Source organism: Streptomyces sp. SAJ15 (assembly GCF_007595705.1).
Lineage (GTDB): Bacteria > Actinomycetota > Actinomycetes > Streptomycetales > Streptomycetaceae > Streptomyces.
Genome location: NZ_NISY01000002.1, coordinates 350,912 through 367,753 on the forward strand (window position 1 = coordinate 350,912; position 16,842 = coordinate 367,753).

13 protein-coding genes are annotated in these 16,842 nt (G+C 74.3%); 9 read left to right on the plus strand and 4 right to left on the minus strand.

Features of this window, described 5'->3' with window-relative positions; genetic code table 11:
* Positions 1–344 precede the first annotated feature (344 nt).
* From CD790_RS06930 to CD790_RS06940, 3 genes are all read left to right on the plus strand, one after another.
* Entirely contained in the window at positions 345–1,907 is a 1,563-nt protein-coding gene (locus CD790_RS06930; protein WP_144382151.1) for a protein phosphatase 2C domain-containing protein, read from the plus strand.
* Between the two features lie 100 nt (positions 1,908–2,007).
* Entirely contained in the window at positions 2,008–3,750 is a 1,743-nt protein-coding gene (locus tag CD790_RS06935; protein ID WP_144382152.1) for a pyruvate dehydrogenase, read from the plus strand.
* Between the two features lie 93 nt (positions 3,751–3,843).
* Positions 3,844–4,377: an ATP-binding protein gene (locus CD790_RS06940; protein ID WP_144382153.1), complete on the plus strand. Its 534-nt coding sequence runs from the start codon at positions 3,844–3,846 to the stop codon at positions 4,375–4,377.
* A 98-nt stretch (positions 4,378–4,475) separates the two neighbouring features.
* Here the strand turns inward: CD790_RS06940 and CD790_RS06945 are convergent, their stop codons facing one another.
* Together CD790_RS06945 and CD790_RS06950 are read right to left on the minus strand one after the other, a co-directional pair.
* Positions 4,476–5,615 (minus strand): DUF2637 domain-containing protein, encoded by a 1,140-nt coding sequence (locus tag CD790_RS06945; RefSeq protein ID WP_144382154.1) that lies wholly within the window; start codon positions 5,613–5,615, stop codon positions 4,476–4,478.
* A gap of 222 nt (positions 5,616–5,837) precedes the next feature.
* Positions 5,838–6,734 carry a (2Fe-2S)-binding protein gene (locus CD790_RS06950; RefSeq protein WP_144382155.1) on the minus strand — a complete coding sequence of 299 codons (897 nt, stop codon included), beginning with the start codon at positions 6,732–6,734 and terminating at the stop codon, positions 5,838–5,840.
* A 159-nt stretch (positions 6,735–6,893) separates the two neighbouring features.
* On the opposite strand from CD790_RS06950, the gene CD790_RS06955 reads away from it, so the two are divergent.
* A complete protein-coding gene (locus CD790_RS06955) occupies positions 6,894–7,562 on the plus strand; it encodes a GntR family transcriptional regulator (protein ID WP_144382709.1) in 669 nt (222 codons plus the stop codon).
* 43 nt (positions 7,563–7,605) lie between these two features.
* On the plus strand, positions 7,606–7,881 hold the full coding sequence (locus CD790_RS06960) for a ribosomal protein L7/L12 (protein ID WP_144382156.1): 276 nt from the start codon (positions 7,606–7,608) through the stop codon (positions 7,879–7,881).
* A gap of 148 nt (positions 7,882–8,029) precedes the next feature.
* Here CD790_RS06960 and CD790_RS06965 read toward each other — a convergent pair whose 3' ends face one another.
* Positions 8,030–8,914 (minus strand): hypothetical protein, encoded by an 885-nt coding sequence (locus CD790_RS06965; protein WP_260867392.1) that lies wholly within the window; start codon positions 8,912–8,914, stop codon positions 8,030–8,032.
* A gap of 161 nt (positions 8,915–9,075) precedes the next feature.
* Positions 9,076–10,872: a PucR family transcriptional regulator ligand-binding domain-containing protein gene (locus tag CD790_RS06970; RefSeq protein ID WP_144382157.1), complete on the minus strand. Its 1,797-nt coding sequence runs from the start codon at positions 10,870–10,872 to the stop codon at positions 9,076–9,078.
* Between the two features lie 262 nt (positions 10,873–11,134).
* On the opposite strand from CD790_RS06970, the gene CD790_RS06975 reads away from it, so the two are divergent.
* The 4 genes from CD790_RS06975 to CD790_RS06990 all read left to right on the plus strand — a co-directional run bounded on the left by CD790_RS06975 (position 11,135) and on the right by CD790_RS06990 (position 16,815).
* Positions 11,135–12,046, plus strand: a complete 912-nt coding sequence (locus CD790_RS06975) for a xanthine dehydrogenase family protein subunit M (RefSeq protein WP_144382158.1) — start codon at positions 11,135–11,137, stop codon at positions 12,044–12,046.
* Positions 12,037–12,726 carry a (2Fe-2S)-binding protein gene (locus tag CD790_RS06980; RefSeq protein ID WP_144382159.1) on the plus strand — a complete coding sequence of 230 codons (690 nt, stop codon included), beginning with the start codon at positions 12,037–12,039 and terminating at the stop codon, positions 12,724–12,726. Before CD790_RS06975 ends, CD790_RS06980 begins: the two co-directional genes overlap by 10 nt.
* Before the next feature lie 3 nt (positions 12,727–12,729).
* Positions 12,730–15,117: a xanthine dehydrogenase subunit D gene (gene pucD / locus CD790_RS06985; protein ID WP_144382160.1), complete on the plus strand. Its 2,388-nt coding sequence runs from the start codon at positions 12,730–12,732 to the stop codon at positions 15,115–15,117.
* 246 nt (positions 15,118–15,363) lie between these two features.
* On the plus strand, positions 15,364–16,815 hold the full coding sequence (locus tag CD790_RS06990) for an NCS2 family permease (RefSeq protein WP_144382161.1): 1,452 nt from the start codon (positions 15,364–15,366) through the stop codon (positions 16,813–16,815).
* The last annotated feature ends 27 nt before the right edge of the window (positions 16,816–16,842 follow it).

Below are 16,842 nucleotides of genomic sequence, written 5' to 3' on the forward strand. Positions count from 1 at the left end.
AGGCTGGTCCCCGTGGGGCTGGTTCCCGCCGTGGGGCTGGTTCGGGTGGGGCGGAATCGCCTACGGAGGCCACGGACCCGGCCGCCCCCTCGCGGCCGGCCTCTGGTGACTCCGGACCAACCGATCCCGTGCGCCCGGTGTCGCCGCGCTCGGTGCCGCCGGCTCGGCCGGGTGGCGCCGCGCCTGGTTTCTCCGGCCCGGGGGCCCAAGTCCCGGGTACGGAGGGGGCTGGCCCGCGTCCGGCGGGCGCGGGCCAGCCCCCTCCGCCGCGTTCCGCCTCGGGTAACACCGGTCCGGAGGCGGCAGTCCCCGGCACCGCCATCCCGGACGCCGCGCGAGCGGGCATGGCGGCCCCGGACGCCGCGCGGCCAGGCGTGGCGGGTCCGGGCGCGACCGGCTCAGGACCCAGCGCCTCGCCACCAATGGGACCGGGGCAGGCCGTCCCACCCGCCCCGCCTGCGGCGGGCTCCCGACTGCCGCGTCCGCGGGTCTCGGGAGACGCCATGGAGGCCGGAGCAACCGGCCCCGGAGCGGCGGCCCCCACGGTTCCGGCCGAGGGGGCAACCCGGCGCGGGGGGCCGCTCGGCGCGCCACCACCCGCGATCGTGCCCACCGCCCCACCCCCGGCCGGCCCTCCCGCCGGACCCTCGGCCCCGGCCTCGCCGTCGCCCTCGTCTCCGCCTTCGCCGGCCGCGGCCGGGGCCGACCGTGTTCCCGCGCGGGTGGAACACGTCGGGGACGGTCCGCCGACGTACGATCCGGAGCCCACCGCCCTGCCGCTCGCGAACCCGGCGGACTTGGACGATCTGGTGCCGGACACGGTGCTGGACGGGGCGAGTTACGGTTCGCTGACGTTGCGCGCGGTGTCGTTACGCGGCGACTCCGCGCGGTACCGCGGTGAGCCGCGACGGGACGCGCTGCTCACCGCGCGGTTCGGGGCCGGGGAGCGAGCCCTGGTGCTGGTCGCCGTGGCGAGCGGGGTGCGGGCGGCCGCGGGGGCGCATCGCGCGGCGCGGGACATGTGCGCCTGTATCGGCAGGGCGGTCGGCCGTAGCCACGCGCGGCTCGCGGAGGACGTGCGCTCCGGGCGCCGCGCCGCGCTCAAGTCCGGACTGCACCGTCTCACCGACCGTAGCCTCGGCCAACTGCGCGCCCGCGCGGGGGAACTCGGCGTGGACCCGGGGGAGTACACCGCCTCGCTGCGCTGTCTGTTGCTGCCCGCCGACCCCGGTTGCCGCACGCGCGTCTACTTCGGCGTCGGCGACGGCGGCCTGTTCCTGCTGCGCGACGGGGCATGGCGCGATCTCGACGCGGCCGCCGCCCCGCACCCACCGCGCCCCCCGGCCCCGCCCCCGTACGCGCCGCCGGCCCCGTCCGGGGCCGCGCCCCCGGACGCCGCCCGCGGCGCCGCGGCGCCGCCCGGCGGCTACAGCCCGTCCGGCGGCTACCGCCCGCCCGAGGGAGTGCCCGGGCTGCCAGGCCCGGAGTGGCCGCCCGACCCGCGCAGGGCCGCCGTCTTCGGCACCGCCCCACCGGCCGCGCCAGGCCCACTAGGCCCACCGGGGCAACCGGGTCCACCCGGAGGCCCGGAGCCGTCCGCGCGGTCCGCGTCGGCCGCCGGTCCGGTCTGGGAACCGGACGCACCCGCCACGGGTGGTCGCGAGCCGGGCGCCCGCACCTCCCCGTTCCGCTTCCACGCGGCCTTGGCCCGTCCGGGTGACACCCTGCTGCTGTGCAGCGCGGGGCTGGCCGATCCGCTGCGGGGGGAGCCCGCGCTGGCCGAACGGCTGGGGAGGAGCTGGGCGGCGGGTGAGCCCCCGGGGCTCGCCGCGTTCCTCGCCGACGCCCAGGTGCGGGTGAAGGGATACGCCGACGACCGTACGGCGGCGGCCGTCTGGGAGGCGTGACCGGCCGGTCCATGGGTTGATGGACGAGTACCGCACTCGACGCCGGGTATCCGACCCAACCCCGACGGGTGGCGCACCCGAAGCCGGAAGGAGCCGGACGATGGCGAAGCAGAACGTGGCGGAACAGTTCGTGGACCTTCTGGCGCGCGCCGGCGTGCGACGGCTGTACGGGGTCGTGGGCGACAGCCTCAACCCCGTCGTGGACGCGGTCCGCCGCACCAGGTCGATCGACTGGATCCAGGTGCGCCACGAGGAGGTCGCGGCGTTCGCCGCCGGTGCCGAGGCCCAGTTGACCGCCCGGCTGGCCGCCTGCGCGGGTTCCTGCGGGCCCGGCAACCTGCACCTCATCAACGGCCTGTACGACGCCCACCGCTCCATGGCCCCGGTGCTCGCCCTCGCCTCGCACATCCCCAGCAGCGAGATCGGCACCGGCTACTTCCAGGAGACCCACCCCGACCAGCTGTTCCGCGAGTGCAGCCACTACTGCGAACTGATCTCCAGCCCCCAGCAGATGCCGCGGGTGCTTCAGACGGCGATCCAGCACGCGGTCGGACGCGGCGGGGTCAGCGTCGTGGCGCTGCCCGGCGACGTCGCCGCCCGTCCGGCGCCGGAGCGCGCCGAGGAGCACGCCCTGGTCACCTCCCGGCCCACCGTGCGGCCCGGGGACGCGGAGATCGACGAGCTCGCGCGCATGGTTGACGAGGCCCGGCGGGTGACACTGTTCTGCGGCAGCGGCACCGCCGGCGCCCACCGCGAGGTGATGGCCTTCGCCGAGCGGGTGAAGGCCCCGGTCGGGCACGCGCTGCGGGGCAAGGAGCACATCCAGTACGACAACCCGTACGACGTCGGCATGAGCGGGCTGCTCGGCTACGGCGCGGCGTACGACGCCACCCACGAGTGCGACCTGCTGATCCTGCTCGGCACCGACTTCCCGTACGGCGCCTTCCTCCCCGACGACGTGCGGACGGTGCAGGTGGACGTGCGGCCCGAGCACCTCGGCCGGCGCTCCAAGCTCGACCTGGCGGTGTGGGGCGACGTGCGCGAGACGCTGCGCTGTCTGACCCCGAAGGTGCGGCCCAAGAAGAACCGCGCGTTCCTCGACCGGATGCTGAAGAAGCACGCCGAGGCGCTGGAGGGGGTCGTCCGCGCCTACACCCGCAAGGTGGAGCGCCATGTGCCGATCCACCCGGAGTACGTGGCCTCGGTGCTGGACGAGGAGGCCGCCGCCGACGCGGTCTTCACCGTGGACACCGGGATGTGCAACGTCTGGGCGGCGCGCTACCTCACGCCCAACGGCCGGCGCCGGGTGATCGGCTCGTTCACCCATGGATCGATGGCCAACGCCCTGCCGCAGGCGATCGGCGCGCAGTTCCTCGACCGGCGCCGCCAGGTCGTCTCGATGTCGGGGGACGGCGGGTTCACCATGCTGATGGGGGACTTCCTCACCCTGGTCCAGTACGAACTGCCGGTGAAGGTCGTGCTGTTCAACAACTCCTCGCTGGGCATGGTGGAGCTGGAGATGCTGGTCGCCGGGCTGCACTCGTACGGGACCGAGAACCACAACCCGGACTTCGCCGCCATCGCGACCGCGGCCGGGGCCTTCGGGGTGCGCGTGGAGAAGCCCAAGCAACTGCGCGGCGCGCTGCGCGCCGCGTTCAAGCACCGGGGACCGGCCCTCGTCGACGTGGTCACCGACCCCAACGCGCTCTCCATCCCGCCGAAGATCAAGGCGGAGATGGTGACCGGATTCGCGCTGTCGGCGAGCAAGATGGTCCTGGACGGCGGGGTCGGGAAGATGGTGCAGATGGCGCGTTCCAACCTGCGTAACGTGCCGCGCCCCTGAACACCCGGTGAGCGCCGGGTGAGCGCCACAGGCGAAACGACCGTCACGAGGGCGCGATGTTCCGGGAGGGGACTCGCGGGGCATGCATCCCGTGTGCACGTTCGAGGACAGTGCGATCCGGACGGCCGACGCGAGCGGGGGCGGAGCCTGAACAGACGATTAGGCCATGCGGATCTCGGTGGGGTGGCGGACGTCCGCCGGGAGCTGCGGGATCTGCTGCGGCACTGGGGCGGGCCCGGCCGGGCCGACGTGGCCGAGCTGCTGCTGAGCGAGCTGGTGACCAACGCGCTGGTGCACACCGACCGCGGCGCCGTCGTCAAGGCAGGCTTCGACGGCCGTTCGGGCGAGGGCGCCCACGGGGCGCCGGAGGCGGATGCGCACAGGGGCCCGCCCGAGCGGCCGACGGTGTCCGGGGGGCGATTACGCGTCGAGGTGAGGGACTTCGTGCCCCGGCGCGCGGCGCTTCGGGCGCGCTCCGACGGCTTCGCGGACGCGACGGGCACCTCGGGGCGGGGGCTGCTGCTGGTCGACTCCCTCGCCGACGCGTGGGGCGTGTGCGCGCACGGGGTCGGCAAGTCGGTGTGGTTCGAGCTGGAGGACGAAGAGGAGCCGGAGGGCGGGGGCTGACCCGAGGGTCGCACCGCCGGGACGGACCCGGTCCGGTGTCTCAGCCCCCGCCGGCTCCCGCTCGACCGCGGTCAGCCGGACTGCCGCTCGACCCGCGGTCAGCCGAACTGTCGCTCGATCCGCGCCAGCTTGGCCTCCAGTGAGTCCAGGCGCGGGATGGCGAGGGTGTCGTCCTCCGCGGTGAGGTCGACGGTGCGCGGGCGGCCCTTGTCCGGCGTGCCGGACGCCGCACCCCCGGTGTGCGTCGTGCCGACGGCGTCGAGGGGGGAGGAGAGGCGGGCCGCGTCAGTCCTCGCGCCGTCCGTGGACCGCGGGGACGGAAGAGATGAGGGTGCGGGCAGTCGTCCTGAGTCCGCTATGGCAGGGTCCGAGCTGAGCTGCGCCGGAGGGGCGGAGAGCCCGGCGACGTCGACCTGGCGCCCACCGCGCCGCCCCCAGGCCCGGTGCTGGCGGTTGTACGCCTTGATCCGGGCCCGGTCCAGCTTCTCCTGGTCCCGCCTGCGGTGCCGGTGCTGCTCCTTCTGCCGGCGGTCCTCACGGACCTCCTCGACCGCCTCGTCCAGGGTGCGCACGCCCTCCAGCAGCATCAGCGACCAGGCGCCGAAGGTCTCGCGCGGGGCGCGCAGCCAGCGGACGATGCGGATCTGCGGCAGCGGCCGGGGCACCAGGCCCTGCTCGCGCAGCGCCGCGCGGCGGGTCTGCTTCAGCGCCCGGTCGAAGAGCACGGCGGCCGAGAGCGACATGCCGGCGAAGAACTGCGGGGCGCCGGCGTGACCCACGCCGCGCGGGGCGTGCACCCAGTTGAACCAGGCCGCGGCGCCCGCGAACAGCCACACCAGCAGTCGCGAGCCCAGCGCCGCGTCGCCGTGACTGGCCTCGCGGACCGCCAGCACCGAGCAGAACATGGCCGCGCCGTCGAGGCCGAAGGGGACCAGGTACTCCCAGCCGCCGGACAGGTTGAGGTTCTGCCGTCCGAAGCCCACCAGGCCGTGGAAGGAGAGCGCGGCGGCGACCGCGGCGCAACAGAACAGCAGCAGATACGAGGCCATGCCGTACACGGCCTCCTTGCGCCGCCGCCGCTCCTCGCTGCGCTCCCAGGAATCCACCACCGCCGTGTCGTCCTTGCCCTTGCCCTTGCCGTTGCGGCCGCGCGCGAGCACCGTCACCGCCGCCACGACTCCGACGAGCGCCACGGCCACGGGGAGTGCCCAGTCCAGCGATATGTCGGTCAGTCTCATCCGGTGCCCCTTGCCTCACTTCCGGGTGGGTGTTCTGGGCCGCGGTACGGCCTACTCGCGCGACATCTTGGCGGAGTCTTTCCGTGCCTCAAGGGATTTCCGAGCAAGAAGACGCCAACGGACGGCGGGGACACGCGGATAGGTGCGATGAGACTCGAACGCCCGCTCGCCGCAAGAGAATTCGTTCTATTCGCGGAAGTCGATCGAGTGGAAACGGAGCGATCAGCTTGCCGACAGCCGCTGGATACGGGCCGTATCGCAGGTCCGGGGGCAGGTCACGCAGGTGTCGTCGGGCCGCAGCGTGTAGAACAGGCAGCAGCTCGCGCGGTCGCGCGTGGGCAGCGACTCCCCGCGCGCCCCGGTGAGCAGGCGGAATCCCGCCCCTGCCGGGTAGGGCGGGACGGCGCCGGGCAGCAGCGCGGTCAGCTCGGCCAGCGCGCGCGGCTCTTCACCCATCAGCTGGCCCACGTACCAGAGCCCTTCGACGATTTCGTCCGCCGCCATCCCCCACAGGGCGCGCGCCCCGCGTCGCATCCGGGGTCGGAAGCCCTCCAACACCGGCCCCAGGTGTTCGGCGACCGCCGAGCGCACGGCCGCCCGCAGCGCGTCCTCGTCCGGCACCACGCGGGCGCCCGGCACCCCCGCCGCCGGGTCGTCCGGGAGGCAGGAGAACTCCGTGACGCGGGCCGTCATCCGGCCCAGCGTGCGCTGGAAGGAGACCTGGTCCACGGAGATCCGCGGCACGCGGCGCAGCAGGAACCAGGGGACGGTCACCAGCAGGCAGGCCGGCCAGGCGTAGCGGTGCAGTCCGAAGCTCGCCACGACATCGGGTCGGGCGCGCTGTCCGTAGTCCCGCACCACCTGGGCTTCGTCCCAGGCCAGGAAGGTGTCCAGGGCGGCCCCGCCGGCGGCGAGCTCGGCCGCCACCACCCAGCCGTCGCCGCTGCGCGGGGGCTCGTCGCCGACGGTGAGGCCGGGGAAGACCTCGGTCAGCCGCGGATACGCGGCGAAGACCGCGGCCGCGGCGGTGGTCGGCGCGCCGGTCCCGGTGGCCGGGATGGTGGGCGCGCCGGACCCGGTGCCCGGGGTGTCGGCGTACGGAAGAGCGGGCACGGCCATGGGGAGACCACCGAATCGCGAAGCTTCGTCAGGTTAGCCTTACCTTAGCTGAATGGGGTGGGGTTTGACCTTGCGTGGCGTCCGCATATCGTTCCCTGGGACGTCAGGAGGGTCCGAGTGGAGCAGTCCAGTGCCGATACGGTGCCGCCGGCGGTGCCGATGACGCCGGTCACCCCGGAGGAGGCGCCGTGCGTGCCGCCCCCGCGCGTGCCGCTGCAGCGCCACTCCGTACGCCGCCAGGTGCTGGACGCGCTGCGCTGCGCCCTGGTGAGCGGCGAGCTCGCCCCGGGTGAGGTCTACTCCGCCCCCGTGCTCGCGCTGCGCTTCGGCGTCTCCGCCACCCCGGTGCGGGAGGCCATGCAGCAGCTCGCCAGCGAGGGCGCCGTCGAGGTGGTCCCCAACCGCGGCTTCCGGGTCGCGCGGCGCAGCGAGCGCGAGCTCGCCGAGCTCGCCGAGGTGCGGGCGCTCCTCGAGGTGCCGGTGCTGCTCACCCTGGCGGCCGGCGTCACCCCCGAGCGCTGGGAGAGGATCCGTCCCTTCGCCGACGCGGCCTCCTCCGCCGCGGCCACCGGCGACCGCGCCGCCTACCTGGAGGCGGACCGCGCCTTCCACCAGGCCGTCCTCGCCCTCGCCGGCAACCAGCAGCTGGTCGTCATCGCCGACGACCTGCACCGCCGGGCGCAGTGGCCGCTGCCGCGGGGCGGGGCGCCCCGGACCGCCGACCTGCTCGCCGACGCCGCCCAGCACGTCGCCCTCCTCGACGCCCTTGCCGCGAGCGACCTCGACACGGTCGAGACGCTCGCCCGTGAGCACTTCATCGGAGGCTAGCCCGCGGCTCGCGGGCCCGGCGCGATCACTACGATGGGTGATCATGGAGATATCAGTCCTGATCGTGGCCTTCCTCGTGCTGGTGTGCATCGGCGGCGTCGAGACCCGCATCAAGCGAACGGAACGCAACATCGCCCGGGTCGAGCGCAAGCTCGACCTGGTCCTCGACCACCTCGGCCTCCGCGAGTCCGGCCCGGAGCTGGAGCGGGTCGAGGCGCTCGTGCGAGACGGAAAGACGATCGAGGCCATCAAGGTCTACCGAGAGGCCACGGGCGCCGGCCTGAAGGAGGCCAAGGACGCGGTCGACCGGATGACCTGAGCCCCAGCGTCTTCGTGCGTACTCCCGCTGCGGGGCGCCTCCGCGCGTTACGCCGGCTGGGGCGCACCCTCGCGCGTTGCCCCCGGGCGCGCCGCCGCCGTGCGCACTTCGGCCGCGGCGCGCCGCCGCGCGTTGTCCGGGCGGGGCGTCAGGTGTCCCGGGCCCTGGGGCGCAGCTGTTCGGCGAGCCAGACGGGGAGGCCGCCGAGGAGGTGGACGAGCCGGGCGGCCTCGGCGCGCAGTCGGCCGGCCTCCGGATCGGGCTGCACCTCGGCCAGGGCGGCGAGGGCCGGGGCGATGCCGATGAGATAGCCGAGCTCCTCGCGGATGCGCAGGGACTCGGCGAAGCCGTGTCGGGCCGCGGGGAGATCGCCGCTCTGCTCCGCCATGGCGGCGAGGTGGCGCCAGGTGAAGGAGCGCAGCAGCGCGTCGCCGTGGGCGCCGGCGCCGGCGTGGGCGCGCTGGAAGGCCGCCTGGGCGCCGGTGGGGTTCTGGGCCAGGTGCTGGGCGACGAGGCCGCGCCGGAAGTCCAGCAGCGGCCGCACGGGCGAGCCGGGTGGGATCAGCGCCGCGGCCCGGCCCAGCGCCGCGCGGGCCTCGTCGGCGCGGTCGCGCACGCCGAACAGGGTGCACGCGTAGGCCAGATGGCCGCGCTCGCAGGCGGCGGCCCCCCGGTCCTCGTCACCGAAGGCCAGCGCCTCGGCGGCGCGTAGCGCGTCCTCCGCGGTGCCCCAGCCCTCGGAGGCGAACATGCAGCGCTCGGTCAGCAGGGCGCTGCGCGCCAGTGCCGCGGCCGGGTCGGTCACCGCGCGGGCGGCGAGCAGGGCGGCGGCGTCCTCCCAGCAGCCGCGGGAGCGCAGCCGCCACACCGCCGTGTCGAGGGGGTCGTGGTCGCCGCCCCCGCCGTCCAGCAGGGGGCCTCTCCCCAGCCGTGCGCCTCCCGACCCCGCCCGGCCGGCCGGCCCGCCGGCCGCTCCGGGTGGGGTTTCCGGTTCCGTTCCCGTGGGTGTGTCCGACGATCCAGACCGTGACATGGCGGTGTCCGCCACATTGCCCTCCCGAAGTCCCCAAGCGCGCCATCGAGCCGGAAGCACCTCGAATCTCAGCACGAATGCGCGTGGGGGGCCAAGGGGTCGGTGTGAAGCAATTCACAAAGTTTCCGCCGGCGATCACGGGTGATCGCGAACCGGACGAGTCAGCTCATCCTCAGCGCCAGGAAGAAGTCCAACTTGTCTTCCAGGCGCGACAGGTCACGGCCCGTCAGCTGCTCGATCCGGCCGACCCGGTACCGCAGGGTGTTGACGTGCAGATGCAGCCGGGTGGCGCACCGCGTCCAGGAGCCGTCGCAGTCGAGGAACGCCTCCAGCGTCGGGATCAGCTCCGCGCGGTGGCGTCGGTCGTAGTCCCGGAGCGGGTCCAACAGCCGGGCCGTGAAGGCGCGCCGCACGTCGTCCGGGACGAAGGGGAGCAGCAGCACGTGTGAGGCGAGTTCCTGGTGCCCGGCGGCGCAGACCCGACCCGGGCGGGCGGCGGCGACCCGGCGGGCGTGTCGGGCCTCCTCCAGGGCGCCGCGCAGCCCCTCGGCGGAGTGCACGGTGGCGCTGACGCCCACCGTCAGCCGGCCGTCGCCGTCCAGGCCGCGGGAGAGCGGCTCGCGGACCGCCGCCAGGAGGGCGTCCGCGTGCAGTCCGGGGGCCTGGACGGCCTCCTCCGCCGCGTCCTCCGCGCCGTCCTCGGAGCCGCCCTCGGGCTCCGCCGCGGTCGCCGGCAGCGGCACCAGGGCCACCGCCTCGTCCCCGGCGTAGGCCACGGCGATCCGGTCGGACGCCTCGGGGCCGGCCGCCTCCGGGTCCGCCAGCACCTCCTCCAGCAGGGCTTGGGCGAGCGCGCCGCTGGGCCGCTCGCCGCCGTCCCGCTCGACGCCCTCCGCCTCGCCGGCCGGCCCGCCCCACTCCACCCGGGCCACCACGACCTGCCAGTGCGGGGCGGCGCCGAGGCCCGGCAGCAACACCGGGGCCGCCACCCGCAGCCGGGCGGCGATCTCGGCCGGCGGGGCGCCGGTCTGCACCAGCTCCAGCACCTCCTGGGCGAGTCGACGCCGCACCGTACGGGCCGCGTCCCGGCGGTCCCGCTCGACCGCGATCAACTGGGTGACGCCGTGCAGCAGGTCGAGCCGCTCGGCGGGCCAGTCGCCGGCGTCGTCCTCGACCGCCAGCAGCCAGTCCGCCAGCACCGTCTCGCGGATCTCGCGCACGTCGCGGGCGGCAGGGGCGCGGCCGGCGCCGCGCACCGGGAAGAGCGAGTAGGTGGTCTGGGCCGCCCCCGGCGCGCCCGCGGGCCTCGGGCCCGGCACCGTCACCCGGTGCGGCGGTCGGCGCCCGGCGCGCATGGCCGCCAGGTGCTCGCCGGCGAGGCGGGCGCAGAGCTCGGGGGACAGCTCGGAGCCGGCGGTGGTGCCGCTGGCCCCGGCGATGCGGCGGCCGGTGGGGGAGAGCACCCAGGCGCGCAGGTTCAGGTCGGAGACGAGCAGGTCGAGGATGACCTCGGGGCCACCGCCGGCCGGGCCGGCGGTCATCAGCTTCCGGTGCCGCTCCACGACGGCGGCCAGATCGCCGGCCCGCTCGCTGGAAACCTGCCGCACCACGTGCTCGGTGATGGAGGCGAACGACACGGCCTCCACCACGGAGAACAGCGGCATCCGGTGCCGGGCGCAGGCCTCCACCAGGTCCGCCGGCACATCCCCCAGCTCGGCCTCTCCGGCCGCCAGGCCGGAGACGCCGGCCGCCGTCAGAATGCGCACGAACCGCTCGGAGTCGGCGGGCTCGCGGCGCCAGGCGAGACCGGTCAGCACCAGCTCGCCGCCGGAGAGATAGCGGCTGGGGTCGCGCAGATCGGTGGTCATGACGCCGCGCACGGTGCGGTCCAGCTCTTCCTCGCCGCTGAGTAGGCGCAGGCCCAGGGCTTCGGTCTCCAGCAGTGCGCGCAGCCGCATCAGTCGCCAGCCGATCTCTCGTCGTCGTCGTTTTCGTTACCGGTGGAATGCCGCGAGGATTCGGAACCTCGTCTTTCGTTCGAATCTACAAGACCCGGTGCCTGGCCAGCCAACCGCTTCATGGTTTCGGTGACTGCACCCGCCGGGTGACGCGTCGATGTACTGGCGAGAAGCCGCGAGCAGACGTCCGGAGCATCCCCCGGACCCCAGGACATGAACGCAGAACCTCACCTCCCCACACAGAGTCGAGAAGAGAACATTCATGGACTTCCTGCGCCCCGCCAGCTGGGAGGAGGCGCTCGCCGCCAAGGCCGAGCACCCCACCGCTGTGCCCATCGCGGGCGGGACCGACGTGATGGTCGAGATCAACTTCGACCATCGGCGCCCCGAGTACCTGCTGGACCTGAACCGCGTCGGCGAGCTGGGTGAGTGGGAGGTCAGCGCGGACGGGGCCACGGTCCGGCTCGGCGCCTCCGTCCCGTACAGCACGATCATGGAGCGGCTGCGTGACGAGCTGCCGGGTCTCGCGCTGGCCGCGCACACCGTCGGCTCCCCGCAGATCCGCAACCGCGGCAGCGTGGGCGGGAACCTCGGCGCCGCCTCCCCGGCCGGCGACTCGCACCCCGCGCTGCTGGCGGCCGGCGCCGAGGTCGAGGCGGAGTCCGTGCGCGGGGTGCGCCGTATCCCCGTCGAGGAGTTCTACACCGGGGTGAAGCGCAACGCGCTGGCGCCGGACGAGCTGATCCGCGCCGTCCACATCAAGACCGCCGACGGCCCCCAGCAGTTCTCCAAGGTGGGCACCCGCAACGCCATGGTGATCGCCGTCTGCGCCTTCGGCCTCGCCCTCCACCCGGAGACCCGCACGGTGAGGACCGGCATCGGCTCCGCCGCGCCCACCCCGGTGCGCGCCCGCGAGGCGGAGACCTTCCTCAACGCCGCGCTGGAGGACGGCGGCTTCTGGGACAGCGGCAAGACCATCACCCCGTCCATCGCCCGGCAGTTCGCGGAGCTGTGCTCCGGCGCCTGCAACCCCATCGACGACGTGCGCGGCAGCGCGAGGTACCGCCGGCACGCGGTGGGCGTCATGGCCCGCCGCACCCTCGGCTGGGCCTGGGAGTCCTACCGCGCCGGCGGCACCGGCGGCACCGGCAAGGGAGAAGCACAGTGCGCGTGAACCTCACCGTCAACGGACGCCCGCAGACGGCCGACGACGTCTGGGAGGGCGAGAGCCTGCTGTACGTGCTGCGCGAGCGGCTCGGCCTGCCCGGCTCGAAGAACGCCTGCGAGCAGGGCGAGTGCGGATCCTGCACGGTCCGGCTGGACGGCGTGCCGGTCTGCTCCTGCCTGGTCGCGGCCGGCCAGGCCGAGGGCCGTGACGTGGTCACCGTCGAGGGGCTCGCCGACTTCGCCCGGCGGCGGGCCGAGGGCGGCTGTGCCGGCGGCGCCCGCGACCCGGGCGACGGCTCCGGCGCCGCCGCGGACGCCGCGGACCCCGCGGACGCGGCGTCCGCGAGCGAGACCCCGTCAGGGGCGGCGTCCGGGGGCGCGGCGGCCGCGGGTGCGGACCCATCGGGTGTCGGGCTGGACCAGGCCAGGGCCTGGCGGCCCAAGCCCGCCGATCCCGCCGAGCTCGCCCCGATCCAGAAGGCGTTCATCGACGCCGGGGCCGTGCAGTGCGGCTTCTGCACCCCCGGGCTGTTGGTCGCCGCCGACGAGCTGCTGGAGCGCAACACGGAGCCCTCCGACGCCGACATCCGCGAGGCGCTCTCCGGCAACCTGTGCCGCTGCACCGGCTACGAGAAGATCCTGGACGCGGTACGCCTCGCGGCCGCCCGCGCGGAACGGGCGGTCTGAACCATGGCAGAGGTCACCCGCACCCCCGTCGACATCTCCCAGGGCAGCCGGACCCGCGGCGGCATCGGCGAGTCCACGCCGCGCCCCGACGGCACACTCAAGGTCACCGGCGAGTTCGCCTACGCCTCCGACCTGTGGCACGAGGACATGCTGTGGGGACACACCCTGCGCAGCCCCCACGCCCATGCCGAGATCAGGTCCATCGACGTCTCCGAGGCCCTGGCCCAGGCCGGCGTGTACGCGGTCCTCACCCACGAGGACCTGCCGGCCGACACCAGGCACTACGGCCTGGAGATCCCGGACACCCCGGTGCTGGCGCAGGACCGGGTCCGGCACCACGGCGAGCCCGTCGCCCTGGTCGCCGCCGACCACCCGGAGACCGCGCGCCGCGCCGCCGCCAAGATCAGGGTCGACTACGCCGAACTGCCCGTGGTCACCGACGAGGCGACCGCGCTGGCCCCCGACGCGCCGCTGTTGCACCCGGACCGCGACGACCACCACGCGCCCCATGTGCCGCACCCCAACGTCCTGCACCGGCAGCCCATCGTCCGCGGCGACGCGGCGGCGGCCCGTGAGCGCGCCGACGTCGTCGTCAGCGGCGAGTACGAGCTCGGCATGCAGGACCAGGCGTTCCTCGGCCCCGAGTCCGGTCTCGCGGTGCCCGCCGAGGACGGCGGGGTGGACCTGTACGTCGCCACCCAGTGGCTCCACTCCGACCTGCGGCAGATCGCCCCGGTCCTCGGCCTGCCGCCCTCGATGGTGCGGATGACGCTGTCCGGCGTCGGCGGCGCCTTCGGCGGCCGTGAGGACGTGTCCATGCAGATCCACGCCTGCCTGCTGGCGCTGCGCACCGGCAAGCCGGTGAAGATGGTCTACAACCGCTTCGAGTCCTTCTTCGGACACGTCCACCGACACCCGGCCAAGCTCTGGTACGAACACGGCGCCACCCGCGACGGCCGGCTCACCCATGTGAAGTGCCGGATCGTGCTCGACGGCGGGGCCTACGCCTCCGCCTCCCCGGCCGTCGTCGGCAACGCCGCCTCACTCTCGATCGGCCCGTACGCCGTCGACGACGTCGACATCGAGGCCCTCGCCCTCTACACCAACAACCCGCCCTGTGGCGCCATGCGCGGCTTCGGCGCCGTACAGGCGTGCTTCGCCTACGAGGCGCAGATGGACAAGGTCGCCGCCGAACTGGGCCTTGACCCGGTCGAGTTCCGGCAGCGCAACGCGATGTCGCAGGGCACCGTCATGCCCACCGGGCAGGTCGTCGACTCGCCCGCACCGGTCGCCGAGCTGCTGCGCCGCGTCAAGGCGATGCCGCTGCCGCCGGAGCGGCAGTGGGAGGCCGCGGGCGGCGCGGCCGACGTGCGGGCGCTTCCCGGCGGGCTCTCCAACACCACCCACGGCGAGGGCGTGGTGCGCGGCGTCGGCTACGCCGTCGGCATCAAGAACGTCGGCTTCTCCGAGGGCTTCGACGACTACTCCACCGCCCGCGTCCGGCTGGAGGCCATCGGCGGCGAGCCGGTCGCCATCGTGCACACCGCGATGGCCGAGGTCGGCCAGGGCGGCGTCACCGTGCACGCCCAGATCGCCCGCACCGAGCTCGGCGTCACCCAGGTGACCATCCACCCGGCCGACACCCGGGTCGGCTCGGCCGGCTCCACCTCGGCCTCGCGACAGACGTATGTCACCGGCGGCGCGATCAAGCACGCCTGCGAGGCGGTGCGCGAGAGGGTGCTGGAGCTGGGGCGTGCCAGGTTCGGCAGCTACCACCCGGCCTGGGCCACCGCCGAGCTGCTGCTCGAGAGCGGCAAGGTCGTCACCGACGGCGGCGAGGTGCTGGCCGACCTCGTGGACGTCCTGGAGGGCGAGTCCGTCGACATCGAGCTGGAGTGGCGGCACCGCCCGACCCAGCCCTTCGACCGGGTCACCGGGCAGGGCGACGGCCACGTCCAGTACTCCTTCGCCGCCCACCGCGCGGTCGTCGAGGTCGACACCGAACTCGGCCTGGTCAAGGTGGTCGAGCTGGCCTGCGCCCAGGACGTCGGCAAGGCGCTCAACCCGCTCTCCGTGGTCGGCCAGATCCAGGGCGGCACGGCGCAGGGGCTGGGGCTCGCCGTCATGGAGGAGATCGTGGTCGACCCCAGGACCGCCAGGGTCCGCAACCCGTCCTTCACCGACTATCTGATCCCGACCATCCTCGACACGCCCACCATCCCCGTCGACGTGCTCGAACTCGCCGACGAGCACGCCCCGTACGGCCTCCGCGGCGTCGGGGAGGCCCCCACCCTGTCGTCCACCCCCGCCGTCGTCTCCGCCATCCGCGCCGCCACGGGCCTGGCCCTGAACCGGGTCCCGGTCCGCCCGGAGCACCTGACGGGGACCTGACGCCGCCTCGGGGCCCGGCACACCGTCTCGCCGGGATGGGAGAGGTGTCTTCGTGCCACTAGGGCACCCCGACCGAAGGAGCGCACCCGCCCACTGAGCACCCCAGCCCCGCCTCGCCCGTCCGGCGGGGACGCCGCACCACCCTCCGGGCCGTCCCCCGGGTCGTGATGCCAGGAGCACCATCCCAAATCCCGCGCGGGGAGCGCCCCGCGCGGGGGCCCCTATGAACCTTGGGAGTGGCACCGCATGACCCAGCAAGCAGTCGAGCCCACGACGTCGCCGGAGGACACGGGCACCGGATCGCGCCCGTCCGCCGGGCGCTCGTGGCTGGACCGGTACTTCCACATCGGCGACAGAGGATCCACGGTCGCACGCGAGGTGCGCGGCGGCGTCACGACCTTCATGGCGATGGCGTACATCCTGCTGCTCAACCCGCTGCTGCTGTCGGGCCCGGACGCCGACGGCCACCGGCTCGCCCAGTCGGGTCTGATCACCGCGACGGCGCTGGCCGCCGCCGTCTCCACGCTGCTGATGGGCCTCGTCGGCAAGGTGCCCCTCGCGCTCGCCGCCGGGCTGAGCGTCTCCGCGGTGCTGACCACCCAGGTGATCGGCGACATGACCTGGCCGCAGGCCATGGGCATGTGCGTGATCTACGGGACGATGATCGTGCTTCTGGTGGTCACCGGTCTGCGCGAGGTCATCATGAACGCGATTCCGCTCGCCCTGAAGCACGGCATCACCATCGGCATCGGGATGTTCATCGCGCTGATCGGCCTGGTCAACGCCGGGTTCGTGGGCAAGGGCGGGCCCGTCACCCTCGGCGACCACGGCCGGCTCACCGGCTGGCCGGTCCTGGTCTTCGCCGTCACGCTGCTGCTGATCTTCATGCTGCAGGCGCGCGAGATCCCCGGCGCGATCCTGATCGGCATCGTCACCGGCACCGTCCTCGCGGTCGTCGTCAACGCGGTGGCCGACCTCGGTCCGGCGGCGTGGGGCGGTCGGGCGCCCGAGCTGCCGTCGAACGCCGTCTCCAGGCCGGACTTCGGGCTCTTCGGGCAGGTCGAGTTCGGCGGTTGGGGCGAGATCGGCGGGATGACCGTCGCGGTGATCGTCTTCACCCTGGTGCTGGCCGGGTTCTTCGACGCCATGGCGACCGTCATCGGCGTGGGCACCGAGGCGGGGCTCGCCGACGAGCGGGGGCGGATGCCCGGACTGAGCAGGGCGCTGTTCGTCGACGGCGCGGGCGGCGCGATCGGCGGGGTGTCCGGCGCCTCCGGCCAGACGGTGTTCATCGAGTCCGCGACCGGGGTGGGCGAAGGCGCCCGTACCGGACTCTCCTCCGTGGTCACCGGGCTCTTCTTCGCCGCCGGACTGTTCTTCACCCCGTTGGCGCAGATCGTGCCGGGCCAGGTCGCCGCGGCCGCGCTCGTCGTCATCGGCGCGATGATGATGCAGAACGCCCGCCATGTGGACTGGGCCGACCGCTCGGTGGCCGTCCCGGTCTTCCTGACCGTGACCCTGATGCCGTTCACGTACTCCATCACCGCGGGCGTCGGCGCGGGCGTGATCGCCTACACCGCCATCAAGGCGGCCCAGGGGAGGTTCCGCGAGCCCGGGGCGTTCATGTGGGTACTGACCGGCGTCTTCCTCGTCTACTTCGCACTCAACCCCATCGAGCACTGGCTCGGCGTCACATGATGCCGCGTCAGTCGTCGTGTCGTCGTT